At 62.6% G+C, this 14,975-nt stretch carries 14 protein-coding genes; 9 read left to right on the forward strand and 5 right to left on the reverse strand.

Going from position 1 to position 14,975, the window contains the following annotated elements; all coding sequences use genetic code 11:
* Positions 1–40: 40 nt before the first annotated feature.
* From IVA75_RS32485 to IVA75_RS32495, 3 genes are read left to right on the forward strand one after another with little or no spacing between them, the layout of a single operon-like run.
* Positions 41–1,840, forward strand: a complete 1,800-nt coding sequence (locus IVA75_RS32485) for an FAD-dependent oxidoreductase (RefSeq protein WP_247287862.1) — start codon at positions 41–43, stop codon at positions 1,838–1,840.
* Positions 1,810–3,657 (forward strand): 2-oxoacid:acceptor oxidoreductase subunit alpha, encoded by a 1,848-nt coding sequence (locus IVA75_RS32490; RefSeq protein ID WP_247287861.1) that lies wholly within the window; start codon positions 1,810–1,812, stop codon positions 3,655–3,657. The genes IVA75_RS32485 and IVA75_RS32490 overlap by 31 nt, the downstream gene beginning before the upstream one ends.
* On the forward strand, positions 3,654–4,709 hold the full coding sequence (locus IVA75_RS32495) for a 2-oxoacid:ferredoxin oxidoreductase subunit beta (protein ID WP_018454076.1): 1,056 nt from the start codon (positions 3,654–3,656) through the stop codon (positions 4,707–4,709). The genes IVA75_RS32490 and IVA75_RS32495 overlap by 4 nt, the downstream gene beginning before the upstream one ends.
* A gap of 4 nt (positions 4,710–4,713) precedes the next feature.
* On the opposite strand, the gene IVA75_RS32500 is transcribed toward IVA75_RS32495, so the two are convergent.
* Positions 4,714–5,157: a DUF4399 domain-containing protein gene (locus tag IVA75_RS32500; RefSeq protein ID WP_247287860.1), complete on the reverse strand. Its 444-nt coding sequence runs from the start codon at positions 5,155–5,157 to the stop codon at positions 4,714–4,716.
* 17 nt (positions 5,158–5,174) lie between these two features.
* On the reverse strand, positions 5,175–6,725 hold the full coding sequence (locus IVA75_RS32505; RefSeq protein WP_247287859.1) for an SUMF1/EgtB/PvdO family nonheme iron enzyme: 1,551 nt from the start codon (positions 6,723–6,725) through the stop codon (positions 5,175–5,177).
* 300 nt (positions 6,726–7,025) lie between these two features.
* Here IVA75_RS32505 and IVA75_RS32510 point away from each other — a divergent pair, with 300 nt between their 5' ends.
* From IVA75_RS32510 to IVA75_RS32535, 6 genes are all read left to right on the forward strand, one after another.
* The gene (locus IVA75_RS32510) at positions 7,026–7,646 is read left to right on the forward strand and encodes a hypothetical protein (RefSeq protein WP_247287858.1); all 621 of its coding nucleotides are present in this window, start codon (positions 7,026–7,028) and stop codon (positions 7,644–7,646) included.
* A 31-nt stretch (positions 7,647–7,677) separates the two neighbouring features.
* A complete protein-coding gene (locus IVA75_RS32515) occupies positions 7,678–8,121 on the forward strand; it encodes a DsrE family protein (protein WP_247287857.1) in 444 nt (147 codons plus the stop codon).
* Positions 8,122–8,335: 214 nt separating this feature from the next.
* Positions 8,336–8,662 carry a metalloregulator ArsR/SmtB family transcription factor gene (locus tag IVA75_RS32520; protein ID WP_007595691.1) on the forward strand — a complete coding sequence of 109 codons (327 nt, stop codon included), beginning with the start codon at positions 8,336–8,338 and terminating at the stop codon, positions 8,660–8,662.
* The gene (locus IVA75_RS32525) at positions 8,659–9,090 is read left to right on the forward strand and encodes an SRPBCC domain-containing protein (protein WP_247287856.1); all 432 of its coding nucleotides are present in this window, start codon (positions 8,659–8,661) and stop codon (positions 9,088–9,090) included. Before IVA75_RS32520 ends, IVA75_RS32525 begins: the two co-directional genes overlap by 4 nt.
* Positions 9,091–9,134: 44 nt before the next feature.
* Positions 9,135–9,353, forward strand: a complete 219-nt coding sequence (locus tag IVA75_RS32530; protein WP_027570573.1) for a hypothetical protein — start codon at positions 9,135–9,137, stop codon at positions 9,351–9,353.
* Positions 9,354–9,355: 2 nt separating this feature from the next.
* Positions 9,356–9,799, forward strand: a complete 444-nt coding sequence (locus IVA75_RS32535; protein WP_247287855.1) for a DUF1801 domain-containing protein — start codon at positions 9,356–9,358, stop codon at positions 9,797–9,799.
* Positions 9,800–10,012: 213 nt separating this feature from the next.
* Here IVA75_RS32535 and IVA75_RS32540 read toward each other — a convergent pair whose 3' ends face one another.
* From IVA75_RS32540 to IVA75_RS32550, 3 genes are read right to left on the reverse strand one after another with little or no spacing between them, the layout of a single operon-like run.
* A complete protein-coding gene (locus IVA75_RS32540; RefSeq protein WP_247287852.1) occupies positions 10,013–11,548 on the reverse strand; it encodes a SpoVR family protein in 1,536 nt (511 codons plus the stop codon).
* A complete protein-coding gene (locus IVA75_RS32545; protein WP_027570570.1) occupies positions 11,545–12,822 on the reverse strand; it encodes a YeaH/YhbH family protein in 1,278 nt (425 codons plus the stop codon). Before IVA75_RS32545 ends, IVA75_RS32540 begins: the two co-directional genes overlap by 4 nt.
* Before the next feature lie 19 nt (positions 12,823–12,841).
* Positions 12,842–14,785 (reverse strand): PrkA family serine protein kinase, encoded by a 1,944-nt coding sequence (locus IVA75_RS32550; protein ID WP_007595704.1) that lies wholly within the window; start codon positions 14,783–14,785, stop codon positions 12,842–12,844.
* Positions 14,786–14,975 lie beyond the last annotated feature (190 nt).

Below are 14,975 nucleotides of genomic sequence, written 5' to 3' on the forward strand. Positions count from 1 at the left end.
AAGGCCGCCGGGTCTTTGAGCCTGCGCGGACAGGGTAGGAATGAAACCGACCGATATTGCGGCCCCCGACTACTTTCACAAAGTAGTCGATTGCCAATGGGCCTGTCCTGCGCACACTCCCGTTCCCGAATACATCCGACTGATCGCCCAAGGCCGCTACAGCGACGCCTATATGATCAATTGGAAATCGAACGTGTTTCCCGGAATTCTGGGACGCACCTGCGATCGCCCATGCGAGCCGGCGTGCCGCCGCGGACGTGTCGAGGAGACGCCGGTCGCGATCTGCCGCCTGAAGCGCGTCGCCGCCGACTTCAAGGACGACATCACCCAACGCCTGCCGCGGCCCGCGGCCAAGAACGGCAAGCGCGTTGCCTTCGTCGGCGGCGGTCCCGCTTCGCTGACGGTGGCGCGCGATCTCGCGCCGCTTGGCTATCATTGCACCGTGTTCGACGCCGATCCCCAAGCCGGCGGCATGATGCGCTCGCAGATCCCGAAATTTCGCCTGCCCGATTCGGTCATCGACGAGGAGACCGGCTACATCCTGGGTCTCGGCGTCGACTTCAAGGGCGGCCACCGCATCGAGAGCATGAAGGCGCTGCTCGCGGAGAAGTACGACGCGATCTTCGTCGGCTCCGGCGCACCGCGCGGCCGCGAGCTCGACATTCCCGGACGCAAGGAAGCCGCCGCCAACGTCCATATCGGTATCGATTGGCTGTCCTCGGTCTCGTTCGGCCATACCGACAAGATCGGCAAGCGCGTCATCGTGCTCGGCGGCGGCAACACCGCGATGGATTGCTGCCGCACCGCGCGCCGCCTCGGCGGCGAAGAGGTGAAGGTCGTCGTGCGCTCCGGCTTCGAGGAAATGAAGGCCTCGCCCTGGGAGAAGGAAGACGCGCTCCACGAAGACATCCCGATCCTCAACTTCCTCGTGCCCACGGCTTTCGTCCACGATAACGGCAAGCTCACCGGTATCACCTTCCAGAAGGTGAAGGCCGAATACGACGCCAAGGGCCGCCGCAATCTCGTGCCCTCGGGCGAGCCGGACCAGACCATCGAATGCGACGACGTGCTGGTCGCGGTCGGCCAGGAGAACGCTTTCCCTTGGATCGAGCAGGATTGCGGCATCGAGTTCGACAAATGGCACATGCCCAAGGTCGATCCGAAGACGTTCGTATCCACCAATCCAAAAGTGTTCTTCGGCGGCGACGCCGCGTTCGGGCCGAAGAACATCATCTGGGCGGTGGCGCAGGGCCATGACGCCGCGCTGTCGATCCACAAAATGCTCTCGGGCGAGGACGTCACCGAGCGGCCATTGCCGGAGGTGCACATCTCCTCGCAGAAGATGGGCATCCACGAATGGAGCTATGATAACGACATCTCCAACGACAAGCGCTACAAGGTGCCGCATCGCGACAAGGTGATCGCGCTGAAGGACATCCGCACCGAGGTCGAACTCGGCTACGACGTCAAGCTCGCGCTCGGCGAAGCCCATCGCTGCCTGAACTGCGACGTCCAGACCGTGTTCTCGACATCGCTCTGCATCGAGTGCGATGCCTGCGTCGACATCTGTCCGATGGATTGCATCACCTTCACGGAGAATGGCGAGGAAACCGATCTGCGCCAGCGCCTGAAGGCGCCGTCACTGCATCCCGACCAGGACCTCTACGTGTCCTCTGATCTCAAGACCGGGCGCGTGATGGTGAAGGACGAGGACGTCTGCCTGCATTGTGGGCTGTGCGCCGAGCGTTGTCCCACCGGCGCCTGGGACATGCAGAAATATTTGATCGAAATGACTCAAGCGGGTTCGACATGTCCGACAAAAAGCCGATCAGCAGCGTAAACGACTTCGTCGTCCGCTTCGCCAACGTCAACGGATCGGGCTCGGCCAGCGCCAACGAGATGTTTGCGCGCGCGATCCTGCGCCATGGCGTTCCGGTGAGCCCCCGTAACATCTTCCCCTCCAACATCCAGGGCCTGCCGACCTGGTACGAGGTGCGGGTGACCGAAGACGGCCATCTCGGCGCCCGCGGCGGCGTCGACATGATGGTCGCAATGAACCCGCAGACCTGGGACAAGGACGTCGCCGGCATCGAGCCCGGCGGCTATCTGTTCTACGATTCCACCAAGCCGATGCCGTCGACGAAATTCCGCGACGACATCACCGTGATCGGCGTCCCCCTGACCGCGATCACCAACTCGACCTACACCGATCCGCGCCAGCGCCAGCTGTTCAAGAACATCATCTATCTCGGGGCACTCTCGGCGCTGCTCGACATGGATCCGAAGCTGATCGAGCAGCTCATCGGCGAACAGTACAAGGGCAAGGAGAAGCTCTTGTCCTCCAACGTCCACGCGTTGCATCTCGGCCGCGACTGGGCGCTGCAAAACCTGAAATGCCCGACCGGGCTGCGGGTGAAGAAGTCCGACAAGGTCGGCGACCGCATCTTCATCGAGGGCAACAGCGCGGCCGCGCTCGGCGCCGTCTATGGCGGCGCCACGGTATGCGCCTGGTATCCGATCACGCCATCCTCGTCGGTAGCGGAGGCTTTCACCGCCCACTGCAAGAAGTACCGACACGATGCGGAGACCGGCAAGGCGAAGTACGCGATCGTGCAGGGCGAGGACGAGCTGGCTTCGATCGGCATCGTGATCGGCGCCTCCTGGAACGGCGCCCGCGCCTTCACCGCGACCTCAGGCCCCGGCATCTCGTTGATGACCGAGTTCATCGGCCTGTCGTATTTCGCCGAAATCCCGGCCGTGATCATGAACATCCAGCGCGCCGGTCCTTCGACCGGCATGCCGACCCGCACCCAGCAATGCGACATCATCGCCTGCGCCTATGCTTCGCATGGCGACACCAAGCATGTGCTGCTGTTCCCGGAGGATCCCGCCGAGGCGTTCGAGTTCGCGGCCGCGGCCTTCGATCTCGCCGAGCGGCTCCAAACCACCATCTTCCTGATGCTGGACCTCGACATCGGCATGAACCACCGGCTCTGCCGTCCGCTGAAGTGGGACGATTCCAAGCAATACGACCGCGGCAAGGTGATGACCGCGGAGATGCTGGACGAAGGCCGCGACTTCGGCCGCTATCTCGACGTCGACGGCGACGGCATCCCCTACCGCACCTATCCCGGCACGCATCCGACCAAGGGGTCCTATTTCACCCGCGGCACGTCGCGTGACCGCTATGCGCGTTACTCCGAGGAAGGCTCGGTCTACGCCGACAACATGCAGCGGCTCATGCGCAAGTTCGAGTCCGCGCAGGACATGGTGCCGCGGCCGCTCCAGGCCAATGCGGAACGGCCGACCAAATACGGCGTGATCTATTTCGGCTCGACCTCGCCGGCGATGGACGAGGCGATCGGCCTGCTGGAAACGCGCGGGCACCAGCTCGACCGCCTGCGCATCCGAGCCTTCCCGTTTCACTCCAGCGTGGCGAGCTTCCTCGCCGAGCACGATTTCGTCTACGTCGTCGAGCAGAATCGCGACAGCCAGCTGCGCCAGTTGATCGTCAACGAGAACGGCATCGACCCGGTGCGGCTGGTGCCGATCGTGCATTACGACGGCTCACCGATCACCGCCCGCTTCATCGCAAAAGCCATTGGCGACCACCAAGATCACCTCAAGGTGACCCCGCTCCGCAAGGCCGTGTCATGACCTACATTGCAAAGCCGAAATTCCACCATCCCGGGCTGAAGAAGAACGAGCTCGGCTACACCCATCGCGACTACGAAGGCAAGATCTCGACCCTCTGCGCCGGCTGCGGCCATGATTCGATCACGGCCTCAATCATCGAGGCCTGCTATGAGCTCTCGATCGAGCCGCACCGGGTGGCAAAAATCTCGGGCATCGGCTGCTCGTCCAAGACGCCCGACTATTTCCTCGGCAATTCGCACGGCTTCAACTCCGTGCACGGCCGCATGCCGTCGGTCCTGACCGGCGCCAACCTCGCCAATCGCGATTTGATCTATCTCGGCGTCTCCGGCGACGGCGATTCCGCCTCGATCGGCTTCGGCCAGTTCGCGCATTCGATCCGGCGCGGCGTCAACATGACCTATATCGTCGAGAACAACGGCGTCTACGGCCTGACCAAGGGCCAGTTCTCGGCGACCGCCGACCGCGGCTCGAAGAGCAAGAAGGGCGTCACCAACACCGACAACGCCATCGACCTCGTCGCGATCGCGCTGCAGTTGGGCGCGACTTTCGTCGCGCGCTCGTTCTCCGGCGACAAGACCCAGCTCGTGCCGCTGATCGCGGCCGCGATCCGCCACAAGGGCGCTTCGTTCATCGACGTCATCAGCCCCTGCATCGCCTTCAACAACCACGCCGGCTCGACCAAGAGCTTCGACTATGTCCGCGAGCACAATGACGCGGTGAACCGGCTCGACGTGCTGGTTGGCCGCGATCCGATCGCGGTGGATTACGCACCAGGCACGGTGCAGATGGTCGAGCAGCATGACGGCAGCAGGATCGCGCTGCGCAAGATCGACGCCGACTACGATCCGCATGACCGGCTCGGCGCCCAGACCTTTCTGCAAAAGCACGCCGCCAAGGGACAGATCGTCACCGGCCTGCTCTACGTCGACCCTGATGCGGAAGATTTGCACGAGCATCTCAACACGGTCGAGACGCCGCTCAACACGCTGGAAGCGGACACGCTCTGCCCGGGCTCGGCGGCGCTGGACAAGTTCAACGCCAGCCTGCGGTGACCGACTACCGCGCCGCGGCCGGCTGCCTGACCCGTATGGTGATCTTCTCCGACACGATGGGCGGCTCGAACGGATAGTGCCGGGCGTCGCCCAGCACGAGTTGAAGCGTGTGCGTCCCGGGCGGAAGCTCGAGCAGCGTTTCGGTCTGCCCTGCCCCGAAATGCAGATGCGACTTGTCCTGCAGGATCGGCTCCTTGGGATCGATGGGGTCGTTGACGTCGATCAGCAGATGATGGTGACCGGCGTTCTGATACTCGTCGCCGGCATGGGTCACTCCCATGTTGCGCAAGCCGAACCGGACCCAGAATCCGCCGCGGACCTTCTGCCCGTCATGCGGGGTGATGAAATAGAGCTTGGCGTCCTTGGGCGCTGCCTTGCCTTGTGAAAAGGCTGCCCCCGGGAGCAATGCGAGCGCCGCCGCCAGCGCGACGCAACGAAATATCTGCATCAAACCAACTCCACCATTTAGGGGCTGAGCGCCACGCGGAATCCGTGCGTGGGATAACGAACATTGGTGTCGTAGCCGTCGCGGTTGGACGGCCGCACATATCTCGAATCGTTCTTCCAGGAGCCCGAGCGCAGGACATGAGCGCTGCAGTCCCCGCTGCTCCATGCCGAGCCGTCGCCGGGCGCGCCCTGATAGGTCTTGTGCCAGCAGTCCTCGACCCACTGATCGACGCCCCCGCCCATGTCGTGGAGCCCGAACGGATTCGGCCTGAAGCTGCCGACCTTCGCGGGCTGCTCGGCCGCGAGATCACCGCAATCCTTGCAGCCGGCCATGCCCGGCTGCAGCTTGTCGCCCCACCAATATTTGGTCTGCGTTCCGCCCCGCGCGGCATATTCCCATTCGGCTTCGCTCGGAAGCCGATAAGTCTTCTTCGTCGCCTGAGCGAGATAGGCCGCATATTGCTGCGCGTCGGTCCAGCTCACATTGCTGACAGGCGCATCGTCCTTGCCGATCGCCGTGAAGCCGCACGCCTTTGCAGCGGCGCACTCGTTCCATTCCTGCACGGTCACCGGATATTTTCCGATCGAGAACGGCTTGACCGTCACCTGATGGACAGGACGCTCGGTCGGGTCGTCATTGCTTCCCATCGCAAAGCTGCCGCCGCGAATGGCGACCATCTCGGGTTCGCGGACGGGAATTGGCGATTGACTTGCCGATTGACTCGTCGATTGAATTGGCGCCGGAGCGGGCGATGGAGATGACGAAGCCGCGGAGGGAGACGGCTGCGGCGTCTGCGGCGCCGCTTCGCGCGGCGGAGGCTGCGGGCTCGGCGATGCGGCCGGAGAAACGGTGGTCACGGCGGCCTGCTCGCCCACCCTGCCCGGCGTCTGAGCCAGCAGATACCACAGCACGCCGGCGGCCATCACCGACAGCGTGATTCCCAGGAGAAAGATCAGAGCATTCTCGCGCCGCCCGCGCGTCCTGCCGACCGCGTCTGCATCCGGCAGCACTTTATAGACGCGCACGGGATCGGTGATGTTCTTGACTTTGCGGTCCCCGAGCGACTCGTAACCGCACACGACCTTGTGCTTTATCTGCTCGTAGATCGCGCCGGAGATAAAGACCTGGCCTGGCTCTGCGATGCCCTCGATGCGCGTCGCGATGTTGACGCCATCGCCGTAGACGTCATCCGGCTCCACGATGACGTCACCGAGATTGACGCCAATCCGGTACTCGATCCGGGTCTCCTTCGGAAGCGAGGCGTTGCGGCCGATGAGATTTTGCTGGATGACGATGCTGCATCGCACGGCCTCGACCGGACTGTCGAAGATCGCGATGAAGCCATCGCCCGTCGTCTTCACCAGACTTCCGTGGTGCTCGACGATGCTGGGCTGGATGAGATCCCGCTCGATCCGCTTGACGCGGACGTGCGTGCCCTCCTCGTCGGCCTGCATCAGGCGGCTGTAGGAAGCGATGTCACCGACAATGATGGCCGCGAGACGACGAGGCATAGGGCCGTGTGTGGGCGGCTCGTCATTCCCGGATCTGAAGTTGCGAATTTCGCCCATTGCGGGGGGACTCCACAAACTACAAGGCAGACCCCAGCCTACGACTGCGAGAGGCGATCGTCTGTGAAGGCTATCACATCGATGAAATCGGGCAACGTCGGAGCAATCGTCGGCGTCGAGTTCCGAAAGGCGAAGGCGTCAGCTCGAATGAACCTTCGTGACCCCACCGAAGACTAATGCCCGGCGTGGAACTTCACCTCGCTCCCTCCTGCGAAGATCACGTCAGATTGCGAACGTTGAACGCGTCGTACCTGGGCGGCGTCTACAGCGTACAGCTCAGTTGCTGCACGCGAGGCCATCATGAAGTTTTTTCTCGTTGCTGCCGTCTTCCTCGCCGCGTTTGCCGGCGCGGCCCACGCCGAGGAGGCCGACGATATCCGTGAGGCCAGCAAGGCCGAAGTCGAGACCTTCAACGCGCGCATGTATGTCGGTGCACCCGGCAACAAGGCCTATGCCTGCTTCGTGCGGCGCTACGATGCCGAGCATCTGGCGCACCATCCGAAGCAGAAGGTCGCCTCGATGAAGCTGCTGATCTCGGCGGAATTGGACACGGAGGACAAGCAGCTCCACAACTCCTTCCGCCTCGGATTCAGATATCGTCACCGCTCCGGCGATTTCGACTCCAGCGGCTCCTGTCATCACGCCGTGTTTACCAAGGACGGCACCGAGATCCGCCTCGGTTGCGGCGTCGACTGCGAGGGCGGCGGCATCGGCGTCGCGCTCTCGAAGGACGACAAATCGGCCATCGTGCGGCTGGCGCGGGTCAGGGTCTGGCAGAACAACAAGCCGGATGAGGATGCCGAGCAATCGCTGGTCGCCGGGGCCGATGACGGGATTTTCCGCCTAGATCGAACGGACAACAAGGAATGCGCCTCGCTCGTGACCGACCGCAAGGAACTCGCCGCGCTCCGCCACAAATGATATGTGTCCGGCGGAATCGAGGGAGATCGTCATGAACCGCCGGAACATGTTGTGGAGCGCCGTCTCGGGCCTGGGCGCGGCGCTTGGCGCCTCCAGCGCGAAGGCCGCGACCGAAGCCGGCACGGGCAACAAGGTGGTCTATCATTTGAGCGATGCCGAGAAGGTCAATTTCGTGCTCGGCAACATCCAGAACCACATCGACGGCGTCGGCGGCCCCGAGCATGTGACGATCGCGCTGGTGATTCACGGGCCGGCGCTGAAGGCGTTTCACTGGGCGCAGGCCAACCCTGACATTAGCAAGCGCGTCGGCGATTTCTCCAAGGATGGCGTCGAGCTTGCCGCCTGCGGCAACACGATGAAGGCGCAGAACGTCACGCTCACGGATCTCTTGCCAGGCTTCGTCAGCGCGGAGAAGGGCGGCGTGGTCCGTTTGGCCGAGTTCCAGTCGCAGGGCTATCTTTATCTGCGGCCGTAGGGCGCGGGAGGCGCCGCTACATTGTCCGTCATTGCGAGCGCAGCGAAACAATCCAGTCCCTCCACTGAGGCAGACTGATTGCTTCGTCGCAAGGGCTCCTAGCAATGACGGCGGAGCGGGTTGCGCGAGCGAGGACCACACGCTCGCAACGCTCTTGACTTATCCATAACTCCACGGTTATGAATACACCCATAACTTACAGGTTATGGATTACATGCCCGCCGCCGCCCACGATCTTCTGTTCAGAACGCTCGCCGACCCCACCCGTCGGGCGATCTTCGAGCGACTGTGCCGCGAGGGCGAACAGACGGTCGGGGCCCTGACGGCACTGTCGGGCGTGTCCCAGCCGGCGGTCTCAAAACATCTCGGTGCGCTGAAGCAGGCCGGCCTCGTGCGCGACCGGCATCAAGGGCGGCAGACCCATTACAGCGCCCAGCCCGGCGCGCTCAATCCGCTGATCGACTGGACCAGCCAGATGGCCGGGTTCTGGCAGAACCGGCTCGACGCGCTCGACGATCTCCTGAAGAGGATGGACCAATGAACGAATCCGCGGCCGAAACCCGATCTGTCGTCATCGAGCGCGAATTTGCCTTTCCGGCAGAGCGGATCTGGCGCGCGCTGACGCAGCCACATCTGATCGAGGAATGGCTGATGAAGAACGACTTCAAGCCGAACGTGGGCCACCGCTTCAACCTTCGCGGCGAGTGGGGCGGCGTGTTGGACTGCGAGGTCCTCACCATCGAGCCGCAGAAGACGCTCGCCTACACCTGGAATTTCTCGCATGACGACGCGGCGTTCGATCTCAAGAGCGTCGTGACCTTCACGCTGACCCCGACCGGCGCAGGCACGCATCTGCGCGTCGAGCAAGCGGGCTTCAGCCCAACGCAGAAGCAAGCTTTCGGCGGCGCGCACGCCGGCTGGAAGCAGTTTTTCGCCAAGCTGGACGAGCTGCTGGCGTGGGCAGATTAGCTCGGCCGCCGGCCTTCATTCGATCATCTCAAGAGGAGGTTTCATTGACCGGAAATATGTGGATTCGGCAGATCCATCGCTGGCTGTCGATCGCTTTCACGCTTGCCGTCATCGCCAACATCGTCGCCCTGACGCTGCAAGTCCAGGCGACGTGGATCGGCTTGCTCGCCTTCGTCCCATTGATCCCATTGCTTGCGACCGGGCTCTATATGTTCGCGCTGCCATATCTCGGCCGCCGCCGCGGCGCCCGACAAGAGGCGTGAACATGAAGAAGGCCGTGACCGCGAAAAACAGCAGCACGACGAAGACGGATGGCGCCTCGCCATCCAGGATGATCGACGGCAGGATCAAGGAGCTCGGCGACTGGCGCGGCGAGATGCTCGGGCGAATCCGCGGCCTGATCAAGGACGCCGACCCTGATGTCGTCGAGGAATGGAAATGGCGCGGCGTTCCCGTGTGGGAGCACGACGGCATCATCTGCACCGGCGAGACCTACAAGGCCGTGGTGAAGATGACGTTTGCCAAGGGCGCGGCGCTGGAGGATCCCGCGGGCCTGTTCAACTCGAGCCTCGACGGCAACGTGCGCCGCGCGATCGATATTCGCGAAGGCGAAAAGATCAACGAGAAGGCGTTGAAGGCGCTGATCCGCGCGGCGGTGGAGCTGAATGCGTCGAAAGCCAAGAAGAAGCCGGCGAAACGTTCCGCATAGAACAGTTGTTGTGGAGCCACGAACGCTTTCCTCTCCCCTTGTGGGAGAAGGTGGCGCGAAGCGCCGGATGAGGGGTCTCTATCGACACGGGAAGTGTGAGAGATACCCCTCACCCCAGTGAGCTTGTGTCTCCCGGCGTCGCCGCCCTCTCCCACAAGGGGCGAGGGTACATCAACGCGCATCTCGCCGTATTGCTCCGCATAGTCAGCAGCGTCAGGCCACCGCCGAGATCGGGCGCGGGCTCACGACATATTCGCGCAGCACCTTGTCGTTGGCGTCGACCTCGATCAGCGCGACGTCGTAGGTCCAGAGATCGGCCAGATGCTGGAGCACGCGCTTGGCGTCGGTCTCGTTGAGCTGCGCGCCCTTGATGACATGGTGATGCAGGATCAGCCGCCGGTCGCCGGAGAGATCGACGTCGACCACCTCGATATTCGCGTCGATGTAGCCGACATCGTGCTGCCGTGCCAGCTCGCGGCGAACGCGGCGGAAGCCGCGCTCGTCGTGAATGGCGTCGACCCGGATGCCGGCGCGTTCCTCGGGATCGTCATGCAGGTGGAATATGCGAAGGTGGCGCATCAGCTTCGGGCTCAGGAACTGGGCGATAAAACTCTCGTCGCGGTAGTTGGCCCAGACGTCGCGCAGCACGCCCATCACGTCGTTCTTTCCGGCGATGTCCGGGAACCACTCGCGGTCCTCGTCTTCCGGCCGGGTGACGATGCGCTCGATGTCCTGCATCATGGCGAAGCCGAGCGCATAGGGGTTGAAGCCGGAAAAGCGCTGGTCGTCGAATTCGGGCTGGAACACGACGTTGGTGTGCGACTGCAGGAATTCGAGGAAATTGCCGTCGCTGATGCGGCCCTGCTGATGCAGCTTGGTCATGATGCGATAGTGGACGTAGGTCGCCGTCCCCTCGTTCATCACCTTGGTCTGGCTCTGCGGATAGAAATATTGCGCGATGTGGCGGACGATGCGCAACAGCTCGCGCTGCCAGGGCGCCAGCCGCGGCGCGCTCTTCTCGAGGAAATACAGCAGGTTCTCCTGCGGCAGGCCGAGCAGCTTGCGGCGCCGTTCGATGCTGAGCGCGGACCGGGTCTTGCTCTTTCCCGCCGGCACGGTGCGCCAGAGGTCGTTGAAGACCTCCTCCTCGTGCTGGCGGCGGCGCCCTGCCCGCTTCTCTTCGGCGCGGAGATCGAGCTTCTTCTTGCCGGGATAGCGGTCGATCCCATGCGACATCAGCGCATGTGCGGCGTCCAGCGTGCGCTCGACTTCGGTGCGGCCGTAGCGATCCTCGCAGCTCATCACATACTTCTTGGCGAAGTCGAGATAGTCCAGAATGCCGTCGGCGTCGGTCCACTGCTTGAACAGGTAATTGTTCTTGAAGAAGTGGTTGTGGCCAAAAGCGGCGTGCGCAATGACCAGCGTCTGCATCGTCGCCGTGTTCTCCTCCATCAGATAGGAGATGCAGGGCGAGGAGTTGATCACGATCTCATAAGCGAGCCCCATCAGGCCCTTGCGGTATGAGGCCTCGTGATAGGCGAACTGCTTTCCGAATGACCAATGCTTGTAGAACAGCGGCATGCCGACCGACGAATAGGCATCCAGCATCTGTTCGGCGGTGATGACCTCGATCTGGTTCGGATAGACGTCGAGCCCGAGATCTTTCGTCGCCACCTCCTCGCAGGCATCCGTGATGCGCTGCAAGGTGTGAAAATCCCAATCGGCGCCTTCGAACAAGCGTTCCGTCATGGAGCGGCTTTCTCCTGGGCAGTGTCGCGGCGCTGGAACAGATCGTGGAACACCGGAAAAATCTCGCTGCGCTCGCTGACCTTGCGCATCGAGAGCGGCGCGCCGCTGTTGCGCAGGCGCTCGTAGAGGGTCCAGAGCGAGGAGTCGGACAGATCGAAGGCGCTGCCGCCGGACTCGCCGACCTCGAGATAGGCGAAGAACTGGCAGACCGGCAGGATCTTGTCGGTCAGCAGCATGCCCGCGAGCTCGCCGTCGGAATAGGAATTGTCGCCGTCGGAGGCTTGCGCGGCGTAGATATTCCAGTCCGACGGGCTGAAGCGTTCGCGCACGATCTCGTGCATCGCCTGCAGCGCGCTGGAGACCAGCGTGCCGCCGGAAGCCGGGCCGTAGAAGAAGGTCTGCTCGTCCACCTCCTCGGCACGATCGGTGTGGCGGATGAAGACGATGTCGACATGCTTGTAGCGACGCTTCAGGAAGACGTAGAGCAGCATGTAGAAGCGCTTGGCGAGATCCTTCATGTGCTCGGACATCGAGCCCGACACGTCCATCAGGCAGAACATCACGGCCTGGGCAACGGGCTTGGGCACCGTCTCGAAGCGGCGATAGCGGATGTCGAGCGGATCGATGAAGGGAATGCGCTTGGACTTCGCCTTCAGTTTTTCGAGCTGGGCCATCAGCACCAGACGCTCGTCCTCATCCGCGCATGCGGCGATGGCGGCTTCCAGCTCTTCGATCTCCTCCTTGCTGGGACGCTTGAGCGCGATACGGCGCGCCATTGCGCGCCGAACCGTCCGGCTCACCGAGATGTTGGATGGCGAGCCCGACGTGGTGTAGCCGGCGCGCTGGATGCCCTCGCTCTCGGTCTGCGCGATCTTGCGCTTGGCCAGATCGGGAAGTTCGAGATCATCGAGGAAGAGATCGACGAATTCGTCGCGGCTGAGCACGAAGCGGAAGGCGTCCTCGCTGTCGCCTTCGCCCGGACCGGAATCCTTGGCGCTGCCCTGGCCGGAGCGCTGGAGATAGTCGCCCTCGATGAACTTCTTGTTGCCCGGCAACACCATGTCGCGCGTTCCGCCGTCGCGGCGGAAACGCGGCTCGTGCATGCCGTCGAGCGGAATCGTGACCTCGCCACCCTCCAGGACGTCCTTGATGTCGCGTTCCTGCGAGGTCTTCTTGACGGCGCCCTGCACCAGGGATTTGGCCCGACGCAAGAACCGCTGCCGGTTCTCGAGACTCTTGCCGCCTGGATTCAGGCGCCTGTCAATAATGTGAATCGGCACTTTACCATCCGCCTCAACCGGCCTGCTTCACGCGCATGTACCATTCGACGAGCCGGCGAACCTGACGCTCGGTGTAGCCGCGCTCCACCATGCGTGCGACGAACTCGCCGTGCTTCTTCTCCGTCTCGCCGTCCTTCTTCGACCCGAAGGAGATGACCGGAAGCAGGTCCTCGACCTGGGAGAATATCCGCTTTTCGATCACATCGCGAATCTTCTCGTAGGAGATCCAGGTCGGATTCTTGCCACCGTTCTGGGCGCGCGACCGTAACGAGAATTTGACCACCTCGTTGCGGAAATCCTTCGGGTTGGCGATGCCCGCCGGCTTCTCGATCTTGGTCAGCTCCTGGTTCAAGAGTTCGCGATCAAGCAGCTGGCCGGTGTCGGCGTCCTTGAAATCTTGGTCCTCGATCCAGGCATCGGCGTAATCGACATAGCGGTCGAACAGGTTCTGGCCGTAATCCGAGTAGGATTCGAGATAAGCCTTCTGGATCTCGTTTCCGATGAACTCGGCATAACGCGGTGCAAGGTCCGCCTTGATGAATTCGAGGTAGCGCTTCTCGACTTCCTCGGGCAGCTGCTCGCGCTTGATCGATTGCTCCAGCGCGTACATCAGATGCACGGCGTCGGCGGCGACTTCCTGCGGATCGTGGTTGAAGGTCGCAGCCAGGATCTTGAAGGCAAAGCGGGTGGAGACACCGTCCATGCCCTCGTCGACGCCGGCGGCATCGCGATATTCCTGGACGCTGCGCGCCTTCGGATCGGTCTCCTTCAGGCTCTCGCCGTCGTAAACCCTCATCTTGGCGTAGGTCGTGGAATTTTCGTGCTTCCGCAGCCGAGACATCACCGAGAACCGCGCCAGCGTCTCCAGCGTCGCGGGCGCGCAAGGCGCGGCCGCGAGCTCGGAGCCCTGGATCAGCTTCTCGTAGATCTTCTGCTCTTCCGTGATCCGCAGGCAATAAGGCACCTTGATCACGCAGATGCGGTCGATGAAGGCCTCGTTGTTCTTGTTGGCCTTGAAGCTCGACCACTCGGCTTCATTGGAGTGCGCGAGGATGACGCCGGTGAACGGAATAGCGCCGATGTTCTCGGTGCCGATGTAGTTGCCTTCCTGCGTCGCGGTGAGCAGCGGGTGCAGCATCTTGATCGGCGCCTTGAACATCTCGACGAACTCGAGCACGCCCTGGTTGGCGCGGTTGAGGCCGCCGGAATAGCTGTAGGCGTCGGGATCGTTCTGCGCGTAGGTTTCGAGCTTGCGGATGTCGACCTTGCCGACCAGCGAGGAGATGTCCTGGTTGTTCTCGTCACCCGGCTCGGTCTTGGCGATGCCGATCTGGCGCAGCCGCGACGGCTGGATCTTTGCGACCCGAAACTGGGAAATGTCGCCGCCAAAGGCTTCCAGCCGCTTGTAGCACCACGGGCTCATCAGGCCGGTGAGACGGCGGCGCGGAATGCCGTATTTCTCTTCCAGCATCGGGCCGAGCTGATCCGGATCGAACAGGCTGAGCGGGCTTTCGAACACGGGCGAGAGCTCGTCGCCGGCCTTGAGCACGTAGATCGGGTGCACTTCCATCAGCGACTTGAGCCGCTCGGCGAGCGAGGACTTGCCGCCGCCGACCGGACCGAGCAGATACAGGATCTGCTTGCGCTCTTCGAGGCCCTGCGCCGCGTGACGGAAGAAACCGACGATGCGCTCGATGGTTTCTTCCATGCCGTAGAAGCCGGCGAATGCCGGATAGGTGCGGATCGTGCGGTTCAAAAAAATACGGCCAAGGCGTGGGTCCTTGGCCGTGTCAATCGTCTGGGGCTCACCGATCGCTGCTAGCAGTCGTTCGGCCGCGTTCGCGTATTTCATGGGATCGCTTCGACACGATTCCAGATATTCCGCCATCGACATGTCGTGTTGGCTTCTCGCCTCGAACGACTTAGCGAAAGCGTTGAATAGAGAATCGTTGTACATGATCCCTCTCCGCGTGAGTTCCGCTACACAATTGAACGAAAGCAGCGACCGGACCGTTCCTTAGCGCCACTCTCGAATCAGCGTGAGCACATGACGATCATTCGACACCCGGGCGCCTTCTCGGCGCAACGCACAACGTAGGCACAGGGTGAGTTACGAACAGGCACCTGCCTGATATTTGAGCGAATCT

Origin of the sequence: Bradyrhizobium sp. 134 (assembly GCF_023074155.1) — a bacterium.
GTDB lineage: Bacteria > Pseudomonadota > Alphaproteobacteria > Rhizobiales > Xanthobacteraceae > Bradyrhizobium.

Excerpts from the sequence above, each read along its gene's own strand:
- IVA75_RS32485 (WP_247287862.1), top strand. The coding sequence starts at position 41 with ATGAAACCGACCGATATTGCGGCCCCCGACTACTTTCACAAAGTAGTC.
- IVA75_RS32490 (WP_247287861.1), top strand. The coding sequence starts at position 1,810 with ATGTCCGACAAAAAGCCGATCAGCAGCGTAAACGACTTCGTCGTCCGC.
- IVA75_RS32495 (WP_018454076.1), top strand. The coding sequence starts at position 3,654 with ATGACCTACATTGCAAAGCCGAAATTCCACCATCCCGGGCTGAAGAAG.
- IVA75_RS32500 (WP_247287860.1), bottom strand. The coding sequence starts at position 5,157 with ATGCAGATATTTCGTTGCGTCGCGCTGGCGGCGGCGCTCGCATTGCTC.
- IVA75_RS32505 (WP_247287859.1), bottom strand. The coding sequence starts at position 6,725 with ATGGGCGAAATTCGCAACTTCAGATCCGGGAATGACGAGCCGCCCACA.
- IVA75_RS32510 (WP_247287858.1), top strand. The coding sequence starts at position 7,026 with ATGAAGTTTTTTCTCGTTGCTGCCGTCTTCCTCGCCGCGTTTGCCGGC.
- IVA75_RS32515 (WP_247287857.1), top strand. The coding sequence starts at position 7,678 with ATGAACCGCCGGAACATGTTGTGGAGCGCCGTCTCGGGCCTGGGCGCG.
- IVA75_RS32520 (WP_007595691.1), top strand. The coding sequence starts at position 8,336 with ATGCCCGCCGCCGCCCACGATCTTCTGTTCAGAACGCTCGCCGACCCC.
- IVA75_RS32525 (WP_247287856.1), top strand. The coding sequence starts at position 8,659 with ATGAACGAATCCGCGGCCGAAACCCGATCTGTCGTCATCGAGCGCGAA.
- IVA75_RS32535 (WP_247287855.1), top strand. The coding sequence starts at position 9,356 with ATGAAGAAGGCCGTGACCGCGAAAAACAGCAGCACGACGAAGACGGAT.
- IVA75_RS32540 (WP_247287852.1), bottom strand. The coding sequence starts at position 11,548 with ATGACGGAACGCTTGTTCGAAGGCGCCGATTGGGATTTTCACACCTTG.
- IVA75_RS32550 (WP_007595704.1), bottom strand. The coding sequence starts at position 14,785 with ATGTACAACGATTCTCTATTCAACGCTTTCGCTAAGTCGTTCGAGGCG.